Here is a 17,980-nt window from a genome sequence, read left to right on the forward strand (position 1 = left end):
GATTTATGAAAGAGGTCTAATTTAATCCCCCCAAATACATAAGAAATCTATATATCCAATACGGTGACAATCCTTTTATCTTGCTATCAAAATTTATTTGTGCTGCACGTCGGCATAAATGGAAAAAAGAAGAAATCGATCGTGTCATTTCAGCCGCAAAGAAAGGAAACTATATCAATCTCATTCGGATTTTACGTAGCCATGTTCAAGACTGAAAATATAATTGAAGGAATAAAAAAACCACTTCAATTGAAGTGGTTGTCTATTAAATTATAGAAACTTATTTTTTAAATGGAAAAGCATATTTCACAATACGCTTGATCACGCTGCCGTACTGTTTCACCAGACTGGCATTGTTATAGTTCAGACCATATTTTTCACAAACCGCCTGAACTTTTGGCGCCATTTGACGATAACGACGTGCAGGTACATCAGGGTATAAATGATGCTCAATCTGATGGCTCAAATGACCAGTCAGAATATGAAACGCTACAGAGCCTGTCAGATTCGATGAACCACGAATCTGGCGCATATACCAGTGACCACGGCTTTCGTTTTCCAGTACTGATTTCGGGAATACTTCAACATCCTTGGTAAAGTGACCACAGAAAATAATACTAAATGTCCAAACGTTACGGATGCCATTCGCCACCATATTACCAGCGAACACCGGCAATGCAGCAGGACCTGCAATCAACGGGAAGAAGACATAGTCCTTAAACAGCTGCTTGGTAATTTTACGCTGCATTGGTTTCCATTCTTCTTTGGTCTTTTCCTTGGTTTTACGACCCTTGAAGTATTTACCCAGTTCCAGGTTTTGAATCGCTACGCCCCATTGGAACAACAGGCAGAATGGAATGCTGTAAATCGGTTGTAATAAATAACCCGGTTTCCAGCGTTGTTCAGGGAACAGACGAACCAGACCATAGCCGATATCATCATCCATACCTTTAATATTGGTATAGGTATGATGTTTAAAGTTATGGGTTTGACGCCAGTTATCAGAAGTACCCACAATGTCCCATTCATAGGTCTGGCCATTCATCTTAGGATCATTCATCCAGTCGTACTGACCGTGCATGACATTATGACCCAACTCCATATTTTCCATGATTTTGGCAAAACCAAGCAGACCTGTACCTAAAATCCATGCTGGTGGGAACCAGCCTGCGAACAATAACGCACGACCCGCGATAGAAGAGTAACGAACTGCAGAATAGACACGACGGATGTATTTCGCGTCTTTCTCGCCCAAGTCATCTAGCACTTCCTGCTTGATCGCATCAAGTTCACGCGCAAGTTCGTCCAATTCTGTCTGTGTCAGCTCACGGTTTTTTGGATTTTTAAAATACTGAAATTTTACTGGCATATTCATAGTGATCAACTCGCTTATAGGTCGATGACAAGGTCAGTCTGCGCTGAATTCACACAAATTTTCAGGAGATTTCCTGGTTCTTTATTTTGTGCGCCATTGACTAAATTTTTGGTAGAACCTTCAACTTTATTGCAAGCGCATTTATTACAAATACCCATACGACAGCCGTGGTTCGGTTTAATATTTTGCTGTTCCAGACTCGCCAGAATAGACTGACCTTTTGGAATGCTAACAACTTTATTAGATTGCGTCAGTGTGACATTCACAAAGCCTGTTTCAGTGTTATCGTCCAAACTCATGCTGAAAGCTTCAGACTTAAATACTTTGGCATGAGCAAACAGTATTTCTGCCTGAGCGACAAAACCTGATGGACCGCAAGCATAGACTGTTGTTTGATCAATATTTTGAAGATTGGTCAGATGACTTTGATTCAAGCGTTCCGCAGCCAGTTGTTCCTGAGTCGCGAATACTTTAAAGCTAAAGTTTGGATACTGCGCAGCAAATTCTTCAAAACGTGATTTGAATGCGACATCTTGATAATGCTTTACCCAGTACAGAAGCTGTACTGGCTGTTGACTCAGCTTGCCAGTCTTGCTCAATGCTTCGAGCAAACTCAGCATAGGTGTAATACCACTACCCGCTGCCAACAACAGCATTGGTGTTGCTTCAATAGCTAAAGTCATATCACCAAATGGCAAACCGAATTCAATAATGTCACCAACTTGAGCGATATTTGCCGCCCAATGACTTACCTTACCATCTTCAACTTTCTTGATGGTCAGTAACACATGTTGCTGATCCAGCTGAGTCAGACTATAGCTACGCTCGTAACGAATACCATTTACCACAACGTAAACTGGATGATGCTGGCCCGCTTCGCCAAATTTGAACAAGCGATTGACCTGAATTTTCAGGCTGACCATATCCTGGGCAGCATTTTCTTTATGCACAATCTTGCCCAATGGCTGGTTCAGCGACCAGAGTGGGTTAAATTTCTGCATCCAGAAATTAATCGCATGCTGATCAATCACGCTTTCTTTAAAGAAATCGATCGGCGATTTACGTTTTGCGAGTACCTGCATCTTCATAGCAATCTTGTTGGGTTTTGAATTATTATACACATGTATATATATTTGTATATACACCTGTATTGTTTCTATTCATTTCACAAGTTTGCTGCGCTTCGCTATAATACTGGAATGCCTCATATCCAATACATGACGAGTCTTCAATGAAAATAAGCAGTGACGCTTCCCTACTCAAAACAAACAACATTGATGAACCGATCATTGTACGCAGCGTGGGGCGTAAGGCGACGATTACCAAAGAAGAACTGTTTCAGGCAGCCTTAAATCTGATTGGCCCACAAAAAAGTATTGCCTCTTTAAGCCTGCGTGAAGTAGCACGCGAAGCCGGCATTGCACCGAACAGCTTTTATCGTCACTTTAAAGATATCGATGAACTGGCAATTGAACTGATTGACCGTGCCGGTCTGGTATTGCGTAAGATTCTGAATGAATCGCGTTTAAAGGCATCGAAACAGAACAGTATTATTCGTAGTTCAGTAGAAGTATTTATTGCCCAGTTAGATGCTGATGAAGGCAACCTGAGTTTGTTACTCCGTGAAGGCTATACTGGTTCACAATCATATAAACAGGCGGTAGAACGTCAACTCCAGTATTTTCAGCAGGAATTACAGGAAGACCTGGTACGTCTGGAAAGACTAAATAAAAGCCGTCTGCTCTATCCGGATATCGCTGCCAAAGCGATTACCCAGCTGGTATTTAACATGGGTGCCAAAGTGATAGATATGCCAGCTGATGAACGTCAGGAAATTGCCGAACAGACTATGATCATGATCCGTATGATTTTGGAAGGTGCTCGACATCTCGATCAGTCTCAAATCCGTTAATCCTAATGAATGCAAGCTAAATAGAAAGAGATGCCGGTTATCTCTTTTTATTCGATATTATCCCAAAGTTTTCAGTTTGGCTTTTACATATTCAGCTACCTGTTTTGGCTGTTCCAGTGGAAACATATGTCCACCTGGCAAGACTGAATAATCAATTTGATAAATTTTCTTTAAGCCTTGCGGCAGACCCTGTTGATAGAACTGGCTCTGTTCTGCAGTGATGAGGTGAATGGGAACTTGCGGTGCTTTACGCGGGGTACGCCACCACCAGGCCGGAACTGTCCGAAAGATTTCTGCTTCCACCTGTTTTGGAATTTTTAAAGTTACACCACCGCGCTGTTGATCTTCAACAATTCCACTGTCGATATAGTCCTGAAAACACTGTTCATCAAAATGCTTAAACAGACGATTCGATCTCAGCGCCTCTACCGCGTCCAGCTGAGATGACCAGTGGTCTTTACGCTTTAAAGTAATACCTGCCGGAGTAAAGCGATCAATACTTTTTAAATTGAGCTTTTTTACCAGTTCAAATAACGCACTGTTTTTCCCAATCACAAAAGGCGGATCCATAATGATGAGCTTAGAAAATAAAGCTGACTTTTTATAAGCCGCCATCATCGTAACTAAACCACCAAAAGAGTGTCCAAGTCCAATCACTGATTTTCCTGAAAATTGCTGTTCAATATCGGCAATCACCTCATCCACCAAATAACGCCAGTCTGTGGTAATTGGATAATCTGGATTCATGCCGATCAAAGGAATACTTTTAACCGTATATTCATACTGAAAACCGTTCAGGAACTTCCGATAGGTCGCTGATGGAATGCCATTGGCATGGGTAAAATGTAAGGCTGGCTTCATGCGGTTATATAGTTTTTCAATCCATGATGTCTGCAAGCTTAACCTTAAAGATGACTAAAAATGAGCACATATTCTTCCTAAGCATGACCTTGAAGTCACCGAATGAAGGATAAAAGCAGCTGGATTATTTTTGCGAAACTGTCAGATGCTGATTTGCCAGAAACTGGGCGCCACAACTGGCTTTGTCACCTGCGACAATCACAGCCCGCCCTAAAACAGTTATGGATTGATTTTTGGCAATGGCGGTCACCACGCTATTGCACTTGGGACAGTAATGCTTCATGCCTTGTAAATGCACAGCGATTCCCTGAATTAATATAGAATTTTCCGCTTCAGCAACTACACCACCATGTGAAGTTTGCGAGCCTAGAGTAATAAACGCCTGAGACATTATTTTGATTTCTTGTTATGGTTTTTTACCATTTTAACCGAAGATGATTTTTAACAACAACCATTTACTGACAGCTTATATCTTCAAACAAATATTCTTATCTAAATGAAATAGTTTTAATCATATAAATCCTCATAATTTCAATTCAGATTTCTTGTAGAAAAATAGCCATAAAAAAAACAGCCCGAAGGCTGCCTTTTCTTAGATGATTGTTATGGTTTAACCACCACCATCACCTGAATCGCTTCTGGGGTTACAGACAGACCATCCAGTAAGCTTAAACCTTCTTTCTGCAGTTTTTGCAGACGAGAAATTTCATCTTCACGGATGCTTGGGTTGAACTGTTTCAGATAAGTCAGACGGTCAATTTCATATTGCCATTTGCTGCCATAGACTTCCTTCGCCTGTTGCTTGAATTGCGGCAAAGCAGCACGAGCCAGTTCCAGTGCCTGTTGATAACGTGCTTCAATTACTTCACGACGCGCTTTTACGACCTGACGGCAGCTATTGCCATCCAGATGATGCAAGTATGGCTTCAGGATTTCTGGTGCAATTTTTTGCGACAGATCCTGACCTTTTTCACTAAGCAATACCCGAACCAATTGCTGTGGCAGGCTTGATGGCAAGTTCAGTGCTTTCGGTGCCACGACATCCACTTTAAACCAGACTTCAAGCAATACTGAACCTTGTGGCAATGCAGCAGACTTCAACACCGCAACGTTGGTACTACCAAAACCTTGCGTATTGATCATTTCCATCACACTTTCAGTGAATGGATGTTCAAGCGTCAAGTATTGAGCATCTTCACGGATTTGTGCCTGATCACGATAGAAGGTTGCAGTCATGCCCTCTTCATCCAGAGTCAGACCTTGCACCTGCATTTGATCGGTTGGCTTGATGATCACAGTACCATTACTTTGCTCATCAAAATCAATGTTGGTCGATGCCATAAAGCGCTTCATAAACATTGGCAAAGTCGTATTATCGTCATAGTCTTCAAGCGCAGTGACGATTTCCTGTGCCACCATTGGACGGCAAGAGTTATACTCCAGCAGGCGGTCACGGCCTTCTTGCAGTTCTGCTTCCAGCGCCTGACGTTGTACAGTCACTTCTTCTAGCAGGTCTTCAAAAGCCTGACCTTTATCAGCAAGTAAACAGTCTTTTAATTCAATAATGAAGTTTTCTTGCAATGTTTGCGCAGTTGGCGAAATATTGCTGAAAATATTCAGTGCTTCGTTATACCAGCGGAACATACGCTCTTGTGCAGTACCGACCAGATAAGGCACATGGATCTGGATACGATTTTCCTGACCGATACGATCCAGACGACCGATACGCTGCTCAAGCACATCTGGATTTGCTGGCAAGTCAAATAGGATCAAGTCAGAAGCAAACTGGAAGTTACGGCCTTCAGAACCAATTTCTGAACACAGCAAAATCTGCGCGCCATAAGACTCTTCAGCGAAATAAGCTGCTGCCTGGTCACGTTCCAGCAGGCTCATGCCTTCATGGAACATCGCAGTACGGATACCAGCATGAAGACGTAGCACATTTTCCAGTGCTTCTACTACTGGACCACTACGCGCAATCAAAAGCACTTTTTTGTGTTTGAGATCAGTGCGGAGTTTTTCCATCAACCACATTACTCGTGGGTCTGATTCCATCCAGGAACCATCAAGCTGTGATTCTTCGGGCCACATTTGTTCACGTAGCTTGCCATTTTTAGACCAGTTTTCAGGTGCTGGTAATGGTGCTGGCTGGCAGTCCCGCCCCGGGAAGCCCTGAATGGCTTCACGGGTATTACGGAACAGGATACGGCCAGTACCATGGCGGTCCAGCAGTTCGTGAATCGCACGGAAACGTTGCTCAGGGTTATCTTCAATACGATGACCAAGCAGACCTTCAAGTGCTGCCAGATGCCCTTCTTCAAGTGGCATATCTGACATTAGCACTTCAGCAATTTTTGCAGTCTGCTGATATTGTGCTTCTTCATCCAGGAAACGGTCTAATGAACTGAAACGTTGTGGATCCAGCAAACGTAAACGCGCAAAGTGCGATTCCACACCCAGCTGTTCAGGTGTTGCCGTTAACAATAATACGCCTGATGTTTTTTCAGATAGTTCTTCAACCAGATCGTAACGGTCGTTACCACCCTCTTCTTCACTCCACATCAAATGATGCGCTTCATCGACAACCAGCAGATCAAAACCAGCTTCAAGTGCCTGCTCACGCAGGTCTTCGTGGTCAATCATCAGGTCAATAGAAGCAATAATGCGTTGTTCAGTCAGGAATGGGTTCAGATCAGGATCGTGTTCTTTGATCGATGCAGTACGGGTTAAATCAAATAGTGAGAATTCCAGATTGAAACGACGGCGCATTTCAATCATCCACTGATATTGCAGTGAATCTGGTACCAGAATCAGAATACGTTCAGAACGGCCAGTTTTTAACTGTTGGTGAATGATCAAACCGGCTTCAATGGTTTTACCCAGACCTACTTCATCCGCCAGCAATACACGTGGTGCAAAACGTTTACCTACTTCGTGTGCGATATATAACTGATGCGGAATCAGGCCTACACGTGAGCCAACCAGACCACGTAACGGGCTGCTTTGCATATTGGCTTGCATGAGCATGGCTTCAATGCGCAGGTCATACCATTCTTTATAATCGATCTGGCTAGCCAGCAAACGGTCTAATGGCTTAGACAACTGAATGGTTGCACCAATACGGGTTTCATTCAGAGCTTTACGTTCCTCAGTACCATCACTTAAAGTACGTACAACCTGATAGCGCACCACGCCGTTGCGATCTTCAAAAGATTCAACCGTCCAGGTATTGCCTTCCTGGTCTTGCAGTTCATCATTTACATTAAAAATGATACGAGACAAAGGCGCATTGCTACGTGCATAGACACGGGTTTCGTCGCTTTTCGGGAATAAAATGCTGACCGATCGCTCATCAACATCAATGAGAACCCCCAGACCGAGTTCTGTTTCAGTATCTGATAACCAACGTTGACCAATAGCAAACTGCTGCAATTTTTCCACCTTTATCTTAAGTACAAGACTGTAAAGATTATGCTCAAAAATAACACATCATTTGAGCAAAATTTCACACCTTCAAGCAATATATTTTGACACAAAGCCCACCAAAAGTGGGCATCAATAACGACGATTAAACAAGTATTTCCTAGAATGGTGCAGGGCAATAAAACTCGACTTTTTCTGCATTTTTAGGATGAATAAAACTGAGCTGTTCTGCATGCAGACACAGGCGTGGCATCAACTGTTGCTGTTGCACTGTAGCATATAAAGTATCGCCAATAATTGGATGACCGAGATACTGCATGTGTACACGGAGCTGATGTGAACGGCCGGTAATGGGTGTCAGTTTGACGCGAGTAACGGGCTGTCCCTGAATTTCAAAATGCTCGACTGCCTGCCAGTGGGTCAATGCGGGCTTGTTATGATTTGGTTCAGCAATATGTAATGGTGGACGGCTTGGATCATAGATCACCGGTACATCGACAGTACCCTCACCTTCTAATGTGCCGGCCACAATTGCTTGATAGACTTTATCTGTTTGGCGTTCTTGAAACTGCCGGGAGATCACTTTTTGCCCTTCACGGCTTAAGGCAAAGACCAGAATTCCAGAGGTATCCCGATCGAGACGATGAATAAGCAGTGTTTTTGGTTCTAATTCTACTAATCTGTTAATCAGGCAATCTTGCAAATCTTCTGTTTTACCGGGTACTGTGAGTAAACCTGCTGGTTTATGAATGACCATAAAATCGTCATCACGATGAATCAGATGTTCGGTTAGAAAATTGCTCAAAGTTCAATCCCTGGCTGATCGCGCAAAACAAGGCGGCAATGATAGAAAGCTTGGCACAGAATTACAATGTCGTTTTCTGTAATTGCCGATGAAATTTCCGATTATATTAAGAAAATTGCCCAATTCGTGCTTATCTGCGTGCTGATTGCAGAACAAAACTCACCAGTTCTTCTAGTGAAGGATATTCATAAACATCTTCATAACGGACATTTGCACCATTAGCGCGCTACACACCAACCAGGCTTACCACAGCGATCGAGTCCAGTCCGCATTGTCTTAAATCTACATGTGGATCAATATCTAGTACATCCATATCCAGCTGTTCTGCTACTGCTAACATAATACCTTTGCTCGACAACACATATTCTGCTGGCGCACTCAGATTCCATAATCGGGTCAAGCTATAACTATTCATATGATGCAAGCCTTGTGCAGAAATATTATCGATCCACTGAATGTGCTGTTCTTGATTTGACAATAGGATCGCATCATCAATCACGCAAATTTGCTCAGTCACACTTTGTAAATGTGGCAGGATTTGTTTCAACATTGAGGTGATTGTGCCTGCAAAGATTAACTGTGGATGGGTTGAGGCATATTCACCGAGTTGCTGCATACCTTGAATCAGATCATCACCGTACAGGTCAACAATGGGAATATCGAGTGCTTTGGCTTTGTTGCTGATTTGAATCAGGTTTTGCATAAGCACACTGTCTTGAATCCCCTGCATCAAGCGTAGATTTTGTAAGCCTACAAGAACTAGAACAGATTGTGTTGAGGACAGTTGCCATTTGGCTTGGGAAGGTGCAAACTGGATTTTTTTAGGCATTGGGTACAGCATAGTAGACTCTTATAAATACAAAATGGCATGAGGATTCATGATATTTTAGTCTAGTCTCAATTTGAAAAATTTTTGATTGCACAAACATTTATTGAACTAATTTCATATAATACCCTTATATTAAATAGACATAAATTTAGTAAATTATTCATGCTCCATCTTTAGAAAAACTTGCAGATTCTTTTTTAATTTGTAATCCTTGTCACTAAGGGTGTCTAACTAAGCTAAGGCAGGTGTGTGTTGTAGTCGGGCCGCTACAATAATGATAAAGAGCGCCTATATGTTGAATTTCAAGATTTTTAATAAAGTCTCTACAGAAGTATTGACGATAAAAAATGACCTCCAGCTTAATTCTGAGCAGCAATTAATTAATAAATATAGAACTTCTACTTCTGAGGATTATAGACAAGCTATTGTTTTGATCTTTAAAGAACGTGGTTACACTAGACTAGAAATAGGCCAAATATTCGAAAGGTAAATTTAAACTTTTTCTAAAATTGGAGAAAATATAATAAACGTGACATGAAATACGATTTTTATTTTATATAGAAAAGCCCCCTCATTACCGATTGGGCTTTTATTTGATATTTCACGCTTCATTTTGGAACAATTTATTGAATTGAATTAATCAATTTCTATTTTGAATTAACTCAGCTGTGCTAAAAACTTCTCAATTGCTACCTGAGCAATCTCCGCATCTTCAAACGACTTCACACCAGATACACCGATTGCACCCACTAACTGCCCTTGATACAGAATCGGCTCACCACCTTCCAACATACCCGAGAAGGTATCCATTGTCAGAAAACCCATCTGGCCGCCTTTAATAATATCTTCAAATAGCTTGGATGGACGGCGACTCATGGCAGAACACTTGGCTTTTTCCAGACATAAGTTAGCCGTCATAGGTGAAGCACCATCCATACGCTTCATCGCAAGTAAATTACCCGTTTCATCCACCACCGCAATGCTGACATTAAAGCTATTCTGAATCGCATATTGATGGGCTTGATCTAATAAAAATTCTGCATCACTTAAAGTCAAATAATGTTTGGTTTGCATTTTGATCTCAAATTAACTGAAGCTTCCCTCTCCTTTTAGGGGAGGGTTAGGGAGAAGTGTGATCTTTATTTACAACGATGAATACCCTCTCCTGAGCGAATATTAAAAGCATTGCTTATAAATTGCTTATAAAATAAAGCCCAAGAGAGGGTTAGGGAGGATTTAAATTTACCCTTTCATCTCAGCAAAAGTTTCTTTTGCTGCTTGAATGGTATAGGCAATATCTTCATCAGAATGTGCAGCCGAAATAAAGCCTGCTTCAAATGCTGATGGCGCCAGATTTACGCCACGATTGAGCATCCCATGGAAGAATTTACGGAAAGCATCGACATCGCATTTCAACATTGAATCGAAGCTGGTGATGTCTTCTTGATCAGTAAAGTATAGACCAAACATACCACCGACTTGTTGGGTCTTGAACGGAATACTAGTTTCATCCGCAGCAGCTTGTAAACCAACCAGCAGTTTCTCAAGTTGCGCAGTTAATTTCTCATAGAAACCTTCTTGACACAGATGCTTAAACATCTCGATACCAGCACGCATTGCCAGTGGGTTACCTGATAAAGTACCTGCTTGATATACCTTACCAAGCGGTGCGATGCATTCCATCACTTCACGTTTACCTCCGAATGCACCCACTGGCAAACCCGCACCGATGATTTTACCCAAAGTGGTTAAGTCAGGAGTTACGCCGTAATGTGCCTGAGCACCGCCAAGACCAACACGGAAACCTGTCATTACTTCATCAATAATGAAAACTGAACCATGCTCATCACAGACATCACGAATGGCTTGAAGAAACCCGTCAATCGGTTTCACCAGGTTCATGTTACCTGCCACAGGTTCAACAATCACACCCGCAATTTCAGAACCGAACTTGGCAAAGCATTCTTTTAAGGTAGCGATGTCATTGTATGGAAGTGTTAAGGTATGTTTTGCAAAGTCCGCTGGTACGCCCGCAGAAGTCGCTTCGCCCTCGCCTTTGGTCAAAAGCCCTGAACCTGCTTTTACCAGTAAGGAATCCGAGTGACCGTGGTAACAACCTTCAAACTTCACGATCTTGTCACGGCCAGTATAACCACGTGCCAGACGGATCGCAGTCATCGTTGCTTCAGTACCTGAGTTGGTCATACGAACCAGTTCAATTGATGGCATGATATCGCAAATGATATCCGCCAAAGTCGTTTCATGAACCGTCGGTGCACCAAAGCTTAAGCCATCTACCGCAGCATCCTGAACAGCTTTAATAATCGCTGGATGCGCATGACCCAAAATCATCGGGCCCCATGAACCAACATAGTCCACATAACGTTTACCATCAACATCGTATAGATAAGCACCTTGTGCCTTTTCGATAAAGACTGGCGTACCGCCTACACCGTTAAAAGCACGTACAGGTGAGTTTACGCCACCTGGAATATGTTTATTGGCTTGTTTAAATAGTTGTTCTTGCTTTGGAGATAAACTCATGAGAATCACTCAACTCAAAAAAATAAGATAAGAAATAAAAAAAATTAAACTTGTTCAGCAAATAGTTCTGACCAGTCATACACACGTTGACCGACAGTAGACATTGAACGACCTAAAACATCGCTAATAACCGCACAAAGATCCGCACCTGCCTCAATCACTTCTTTCGAGTTTTCAACAGTTAAGCCACCAATTGCACAGATGGGTACATTTAATTTTTGCTTGGCCAGTTTTAAGGTTTCCAAGCCAATATTGCCCGCTTCAGGTTTACTATCAGTGGCATAGATTGCGCCAAATGCCACATAATTTGCACCATCTGCAATGGCTTGTTCAGCCAGCTCAAGTGAGTTGTTGCAACTACGACCAATCAAAACATTTTTAGGTAACCGTTCAACAGCTTCCTGAATGGAACCATCACCCTGCCCCAAATGCACACCTACGCCATATTTTACCGCAGTTTCTAAATCATCATTAATCACAAATGGAACTTTATATTGTTCACACATTTGTTTCATATATTCGATTTCATAAGCCTGATTTTCTTTCGCCACTTTTTTACGACGATACTGAAGTACTGCAACTTCATAAGTTGCCATCGCACCTTCAAGTTTCGCAAGAAGAAGTTCAATTGGATCATCATTGGTAATTAAATACAAACCGCGCATGACTGCCGCCATTCAAAATACATCAGCTATTATAGGCATAACCAAGAGCATGATGACACCATGCAAACTTATATAACGACATATTTTCAGTAAATAAATACAAGGAATGCAGTATCAAAATAACCAGTTCATTTAATGTGGAAAATTAATAATTTCAGGGATAATTTATATCTGCTATTTGACTTAAATAAATCACATAAAAATAATCATCAGTTATGAATCACTCATTTGATACCCTGATTTTTATGCACCCAATTTGTAGGAGCATTGCAGAATGTCAGGTAATAATTTTACCTTGCCGGATGTTGGCCATAAAAAAAGCCCGGAGAAGGTCACTCCAGGCATGGAAAACTGTGTAATTCTTGCTGCTATATCTTTTGGTAAAATATTACCTTTAGACAACGCCTTAATTATTAGAACATTAACTCTAAGCTTGCAAGCGTTTTCCTGTAATTTTGATGACCCATCAATACATTTTTTTATTTTTTAATCCGTTTTAACTTGGAATCTTGTCCTGATCACGACTAATCAGGCTGATATTGCCACGCAATACATCAGCAAACATACGCCAATCCGAGACAAAACTATATAGTGGCTGCTTAAAGCTAGCGGGCTTGTTTTTCTCAAAAATAAAATGTCCGATCCAAGCACAGGCATAACCCGATGCCAGTCCATAAAGAAAATATTTAGGTTTACGCTGTATGATCGCCTTGCTAAAGAAATACAGCCCGATACTGCTCCCTGCTACATGCAGACGGCGACTCATAATATTGCGGTGTTCAGTCAGATAAAATCGATAAAATTCATGATAATCACGGATCGGCATTGGCTGGCTAACTGCTAGCGTCAGATTCGCTTTAGGTTCTACTTGTGCATTCATGGCATCATCCTGATATTTTTAATTTCACATTAGCGCATTATTTAAACATTTAAAAGTGCGATTTCATGCAGTGAGCTTTCTCAGCTATGTTTAATTTTCCTTGAATCTAGCATGCTTTCAACTGCTTAGGCATGAATAAATTCTATCAATTTAAACAGGTTCATGATTTTTTTAGCCTGGTCAAGTCTTACTAAAAAAATGATTTTAGTTACAATCTTCGACTTAAAAATTAAAAACATGATTGCAGCGTGTATGTGCTCACATCCACAGCATATACAAAGCATCATCAGCTCTGTCTATCACCTTTATAGACAGTACAAACAGGATATTTATCATGGTTGAAGTTGAACTTAAATTTCAGATTCCTGCAGCACGCCGCACTGCGCTGTTAAAGGCACTTGATCCGAAGAAGTCCGAACAGATTCAACTGCAAGCCAAATACTATGACACCGAAGACCGTCTGCTTTCAAAAAGTGGCGTAGCCCTGCGTCAGCGTCTGGAAGGCACTCGTTGGGTACAAACCTTAAAAGCAGCCGGTAAAAGCCATATTGAACGTTTTGAACATAATCATGACCTGGGTGAACTGGAACGGGCACCTGAACTGGATCTAAATATTTATGCCACTGCACCAGAAGCGCAACAAATTTTAAATAACGCACTGGGTGATCAGATCAGCCAGCTCAAGCTACAGTTTGAAACGGATATCACCCGTACCCTGCGCGTGATTGAATATGAAGGCACTGGAATTGAAGTTGCCCTCGATATCGGTGCGATCCGTACTCTAGATGCCGAACAGGAAGTCCATGAAGTCGAATTCGAACTAAAAAGTGGTTCAGTTGAACAATTGCTGGCATTTAGCTTTGAATGGGTTAAGAAATATCAGCTATGGCTCGATGTGCGCAGCAAAGCAGAAATCGGTAACCTGCTTGCAACGCAGCAAAAAGTTAGCCCAGCGGTACCAGCTAAAGAATTCCAGCTCAGCAAAAAAGATAGTGCAGCCAAAGCTTTATGTAGTCTGATCGCCCAGCAGATGCAGCATTTACTGCCTAATATCGCAGCAATTTCAGCGCAGGTCGCAGAGCAGGATCATATTGATCAGGCACAACAGGCCTTAGATCATCTCTATCTGACCCTACTTTTGTTTAAAGATTGGCATACTCAGGTTTCAGACAAATGGGCTCATCAGCTGTCTGCCTTTAAACAGCAGTTTGAACATCTGCAACATTTACAGCACATGCAGAACACTCTGGCTGGCTTCCTGCAAAATCCTACAACCGCAGAGAACCTGACTAAAGATATCCTTTATGCCAAAGAGAAGCTGGGTAATCTGGTGAAATCCACCCAGAATGTGCATCACTATCTGGAATTACTGATCTTCAGCTTAAGTACAGATGAAGCCAAGCCACTGGAATTAAAATCTGCAGCGCAAACTACTTTGCAGCAACAATACAAAGTTTTGCAGGAACAAATGAGTCAGACTGATATTACCAATTTTGAGAGTCTGGATCAGCTAGCAATTCGCATTCAGGAATTAAAATTTAGCTTCCCGATTTTGACCACAATTTATGATGTCAAAAACCTGCAAAAATACAGTAAGGCATTAAATGATGCGCAGCAGGCAGCAAATGAATATCAGACACTGGCCTCTTCTGCAGTCTATATTCAACAGACCGAGCTGGAAGCCAGTGACTGGTTTGTCTTGGGCTGGCTGACTGCAAAGCAGGAAGTTTATGCGCAAAAACTGCTAGAGGCCACAGAACAGTTTCTGATAAGCCGCAAGTTTTTAAAATAAAGTCGCTTTATCAAGTTTTATTGCAGTTGTAGAAAATCTATCCTAAAGCACTTCAGTCGCAGAGGTGCTTTTTTGTTGCATTTGCAGCTTATCTTTTCCAAACGCTTTGGGCTATATTCACTATTATAATTATTAGACGCCGTATCGAGGAGGAGCACCCGATGGCAGAAATCGAACTCAAATTTCAAGTTCCCTCCCACATGCACGCACAGCTGCAACAAGACTTCATCAGTTTAACGCTAGTGCGTAATCATCTCTGGGCTCGTTATTTTGATACGACTGAGTTACAGCTGCGCGAGCATGGCATTGCTTTACGGCAGCGCCTGGAAAATGAAATCTGGCTACAGACCCTTAAAGCTCCTGGGAAACAGCCTTTTGAGCGTCTGGAGGTGGAATTTGAGCTAGGAAAAGAACAGCCTGAACAATGTGACCTTAAACACTATAAAAATTATCCTGAAGTCAGTGAACTGCTTAAAGAAGCATTAGGATCACTAAAAATTCCTTTAAATCTGCAATTTGAAACTGAAGTGCAACGTTCTATTCATGTAGAAAACTATAAAAACAGTGTGATTGAAATTGCTTTTGATCAAGGTGAAATCCGGCATGGTACAGAATTTATTGCCATTTATGAGCTGGAATTTGAACTCAAACAAGGACAGCTGAGTGAACTGATCGAATTTGTACAACCCTGGATCCAACGTTATGACTTATGGCTAGACAGCCGTAGCAAGTCAGATCGTGGCTATGCTTTGATTGAAGGCAGCAGCATTACGCCAGCTCAACATCAACTGCCGCTGGTATTAAGCAAGGATGATAACCTACATGGCATGTTGCAGAAAATTATTAGAAATACCTTGCAACACCTACTTCCTAATGCGACGGCACTGTCTACTGAACATTATGACAGTGAACATATTCATCAAGCTCGGGTCGCTATCCGTCGTCTGCGCAGTGCCTTACGCTTTTTTAATGTCGATGAGCTAGAAATTCCTCCTATTTGGGTGGAGCAACTGACTGAGCTTTTTCAGCAACTCGGTGCAGCACGTGATCGCGATGCCTTGGCAGAAAGCTTATTGCCACAACTTGAAGCTGCCGGATCACCGATTCTGAGCTTACCACCGGCAACAGAAGAAAATGTCGATGTAGAACAGGTGTTCCGGGAACCAGAAACCAATTATCTGATACTGGACTTACTCCGTTATAGTGAGGCTGAACCTAAACAGGTCACTACAGATATTCGTATGCTGTATAAGCGTCTAGGCAAATTACATCAGCAGATCTGTGCCGATGCTGAACAGTTTTGTGAGCTGGCAATTGAAGATCAGCATCGTACCCGTAAACGGGTAAAGCGTTTACGCTATAACATCGAATTTCTGCAAAACCTGTTTCCAGCCAAACAGGTGAAAAATTATCTCAAAGCGTTAAAACCGCTACAGGAAAGCCTGGGTCAATATAATGACCTACATGTTGCAGAAAGTCTATATCAGCCTTATGTGAAACGAAAGCCTAAAGCATGGTTTGTGCTAGGCTGGTTGCATGCGGAGCAACAGCGGCTGCAAAAGGAAATTCAGGCAGAGTTACAGCAATTTGCCCAGGTACAGCCTTTCTGGAAGAAATAGATCAGTAAATACTTAGCGATATTTACCGTAAACTTTCCAGGTATTGTTATCGGCAAGCGGATCGTTATAACTGTCACTGCGCTGTTTACGTGGCTTATCTCGTGCATCTACCAGTTCGAAATGCTGCTCTACGCTCAGGACAATACCATTCACATAGAATCGAGTCCGAGTATATTCACTTTGCCCATGCTGGAACACATAAGTGCGCAAATCGACAAATTCCCGATGTGCTACCAGTGCTGCTGTCTCATCACTGTCTAGCCAGCGTTGCATCGCCTGAATCTGTGCCGGCTCGAATTGACCGCATTTTTCTACCAGACTGGCAATGCCACGAAAAGTTTTTGATTCTTTGGCACGGGTTTTATTGATCCGGATACGATCGACATGAAAATAGAATAATGGCAGATTTAAATGGCTCGGCAGATGAACTGCATCCAGCACCTCATCTTCCATAAAAGGCTGAAACAGATCCTGCGCCCTTTCAATCAGACCCGTCCACTGACGATAATATTCTTCCACCTGCGACTTGCTGCCATAGTAAATTGGTAGTCCTTCAACATTGGCCAGATTGACTGGTGGCCAGATATTTTGACGTAATAAGGCAATGTCACTTTTTAGGCTTTGTACAGCAATTGCATCTTGCATGGGAATCACATTTTTATGCTTAGGCTATTTTTAGATTAAGGCAAAGGTTTAGTTTCTGCAAGGCTTTGCCTATAATGAGTCGATTAAGATTTTAGTGTCAGGAAAAATTCATGGTTCAAAAGATTGAAGCAACCGATGTAACCGAAGAAGAAGCGTTAAATGCTGCATTCTTTGAACGTGCTGATGAATTTATCAAGCAAGCCAATGAGTTTAGCCGCGTAGAAAAAGGCTCTCAGGAAAATCCTGCAGAAAAGCGTGGTCAAGTCAGCGCTTCGATGCTGTTTGCAACTGCCCGTTTTAATACCTGGGTGGCAGCCAACAATTTCAAAGACGGCAATGAAATGCGTGATGCCAAAGATCAGGTGATGTCTTACATTCTTCAGCAGTTTCAGATGATGCTGGAAGACAATTATGACGAATACTGCGAGCAGTTTGAAAACTATTTGCGCTTCCGTCATAACGAAGAATTCCATGCTAACAAGCATAAACATGATCATGACCACGATCATTAATGCTCAGCCCTTCGGGGCTTTTTTTATGCCTGGCATTTTTAGATCAACTTTTTGCATTGACGCCCGTATTATTTTACTTCTATATAGCAATAAGAATAATTCCAATAACAACAAGGAA

The 17,980-nt window shown here is 41.9% G+C and carries 17 protein-coding genes and 1 pseudogene; 6 read left to right on the forward strand and 12 right to left on the reverse strand.

Translation table 11 applies throughout. The annotated features are described in order from the left end of the window. Positions 1-280: 280 nt before the first annotated feature. Positions 281-1,375, reverse strand: a complete 1,095-nt coding sequence (locus BK820_RS06555) for a fatty acid desaturase family protein (protein ID WP_071320475.1) — start codon at positions 1,373-1,375, stop codon at positions 281-283. A 14-nt stretch (positions 1,376-1,389) separates the two neighbouring features. After that, positions 1,390-2,457 carry a ferredoxin reductase gene (locus BK820_RS06560; RefSeq protein ID WP_034424511.1) on the reverse strand — a complete coding sequence of 356 codons (1,068 nt, stop codon included), beginning with the start codon at positions 2,455-2,457 and terminating at the stop codon, positions 1,390-1,392. Between the two features lie 149 nt (positions 2,458-2,606). On the opposite strand from BK820_RS06560, the gene fabR reads away from it, so the two are divergent. Beyond that, positions 2,607-3,287, forward strand: a complete 681-nt coding sequence (gene fabR, locus BK820_RS06565) for an HTH-type transcriptional repressor FabR (protein ID WP_004812408.1) — start codon at positions 2,607-2,609, stop codon at positions 3,285-3,287. Positions 3,288-3,344: 57 nt separating this feature from the next. Here fabR and BK820_RS06570 read toward each other — a convergent pair whose 3' ends face one another. The 5 genes and pseudogenes from BK820_RS06570 to BK820_RS06590 form a co-directional block, all read right to left on the reverse strand. Continuing rightward, positions 3,345-4,148: an alpha/beta fold hydrolase gene (locus BK820_RS06570; RefSeq protein WP_034424616.1), complete on the reverse strand. Its 804-nt coding sequence runs from the start codon at positions 4,146-4,148 to the stop codon at positions 3,345-3,347. Between the two features lie 124 nt (positions 4,149-4,272). Beyond that, positions 4,273-4,539, reverse strand: coding sequence for a PAAR domain-containing protein (locus BK820_RS06575; protein ID WP_004812403.1), 267 nt, complete (start codon positions 4,537-4,539; stop codon positions 4,273-4,275). 212 nt (positions 4,540-4,751) lie between these two features. Continuing rightward, complete coding sequence (gene rapA / locus BK820_RS06580) at positions 4,752-7,589, reverse strand: RNA polymerase-associated protein RapA (protein ID WP_034424508.1); 2,838 nt, start codon at positions 7,587-7,589, stop codon at positions 4,752-4,754. A gap of 142 nt (positions 7,590-7,731) precedes the next feature. Next, on the reverse strand, positions 7,732-8,376 hold the full coding sequence (locus BK820_RS06585) for an RluA family pseudouridine synthase (RefSeq protein WP_004812400.1): 645 nt from the start codon (positions 8,374-8,376) through the stop codon (positions 7,732-7,734). A gap of 130 nt (positions 8,377-8,506) precedes the next feature. After that, positions 8,507-9,217 (reverse strand): annotated as a pseudogene (locus BK820_RS06590) (phosphopantetheine-binding protein). 280 nt (positions 9,218-9,497) lie between these two features. On the opposite strand from BK820_RS06590, the gene BK820_RS06595 reads away from it, so the two are divergent. Next, a complete protein-coding gene (locus BK820_RS06595) occupies positions 9,498-9,695 on the forward strand; it encodes a hypothetical protein (RefSeq protein WP_004812396.1) in 198 nt (65 codons plus the stop codon). A 167-nt stretch (positions 9,696-9,862) separates the two neighbouring features. Here the strand turns inward: BK820_RS06595 and BK820_RS06600 are convergent, their stop codons facing one another. The 3 genes from BK820_RS06600 to thiE form a co-directional block, all read right to left on the reverse strand. Continuing rightward, positions 9,863-10,279, reverse strand: coding sequence for a GlcG/HbpS family heme-binding protein (locus tag BK820_RS06600; RefSeq protein WP_004812395.1), 417 nt, complete (start codon positions 10,277-10,279; stop codon positions 9,863-9,865). Positions 10,280-10,447: 168 nt separating this feature from the next. Further along, a complete protein-coding gene (hemL, locus tag BK820_RS06605; protein WP_004812393.1) occupies positions 10,448-11,749 on the reverse strand; it encodes a glutamate-1-semialdehyde 2,1-aminomutase in 1,302 nt (433 codons plus the stop codon). A gap of 44 nt (positions 11,750-11,793) precedes the next feature. Next, positions 11,794-12,414, reverse strand: a complete 621-nt coding sequence (gene thiE / locus BK820_RS06610) for a thiamine phosphate synthase (RefSeq protein WP_034424613.1) — start codon at positions 12,412-12,414, stop codon at positions 11,794-11,796. Positions 12,415-12,688: 274 nt separating this feature from the next. Between thiE and BK820_RS06615 the strand changes: the two genes are divergently transcribed. Further along, positions 12,689-12,904, forward strand: a complete 216-nt coding sequence (locus BK820_RS06615; RefSeq protein ID WP_004812390.1) for a hypothetical protein — start codon at positions 12,689-12,691, stop codon at positions 12,902-12,904. A 6-nt stretch (positions 12,905-12,910) separates the two neighbouring features. On the opposite strand, the gene BK820_RS06620 is transcribed toward BK820_RS06615, so the two are convergent. Then, positions 12,911-13,294, reverse strand: a complete 384-nt coding sequence (locus BK820_RS06620) for an Mpo1-like protein (RefSeq protein ID WP_004812387.1) — start codon at positions 13,292-13,294, stop codon at positions 12,911-12,913. 334 nt (positions 13,295-13,628) lie between these two features. Between BK820_RS06620 and BK820_RS06625 the strand changes: the two genes are divergently transcribed. Further along, positions 13,629-15,086: a CYTH domain-containing protein gene (locus BK820_RS06625; protein WP_004812385.1), complete on the forward strand. Its 1,458-nt coding sequence runs from the start codon at positions 13,629-13,631 to the stop codon at positions 15,084-15,086. A 161-nt stretch (positions 15,087-15,247) separates the two neighbouring features. Further along, on the forward strand, positions 15,248-16,705 hold the full coding sequence (locus tag BK820_RS06630; RefSeq protein WP_071320476.1) for a CYTH and CHAD domain-containing protein: 1,458 nt from the start codon (positions 15,248-15,250) through the stop codon (positions 16,703-16,705). 12 nt (positions 16,706-16,717) lie between these two features. Here the strand turns inward: BK820_RS06630 and BK820_RS06635 are convergent, their stop codons facing one another. Beyond that, positions 16,718-17,350, reverse strand: coding sequence for a hypothetical protein (locus BK820_RS06635; RefSeq protein ID WP_004812381.1), 633 nt, complete (start codon positions 17,348-17,350; stop codon positions 16,718-16,720). A gap of 110 nt (positions 17,351-17,460) precedes the next feature. Here BK820_RS06635 and BK820_RS06640 point away from each other — a divergent pair, with 110 nt between their 5' ends. Further along, a complete protein-coding gene (locus BK820_RS06640; protein WP_071320477.1) occupies positions 17,461-17,862 on the forward strand; it encodes a DUF3144 domain-containing protein in 402 nt (133 codons plus the stop codon). Positions 17,863-17,980: the final 118 nt, after the last annotated feature.

The sequence above is a fragment of the Acinetobacter sp. LCT-H3 genome (assembly GCF_001866125.1).
GTDB lineage: Bacteria > Pseudomonadota > Gammaproteobacteria > Pseudomonadales > Moraxellaceae > Acinetobacter > Acinetobacter schindleri.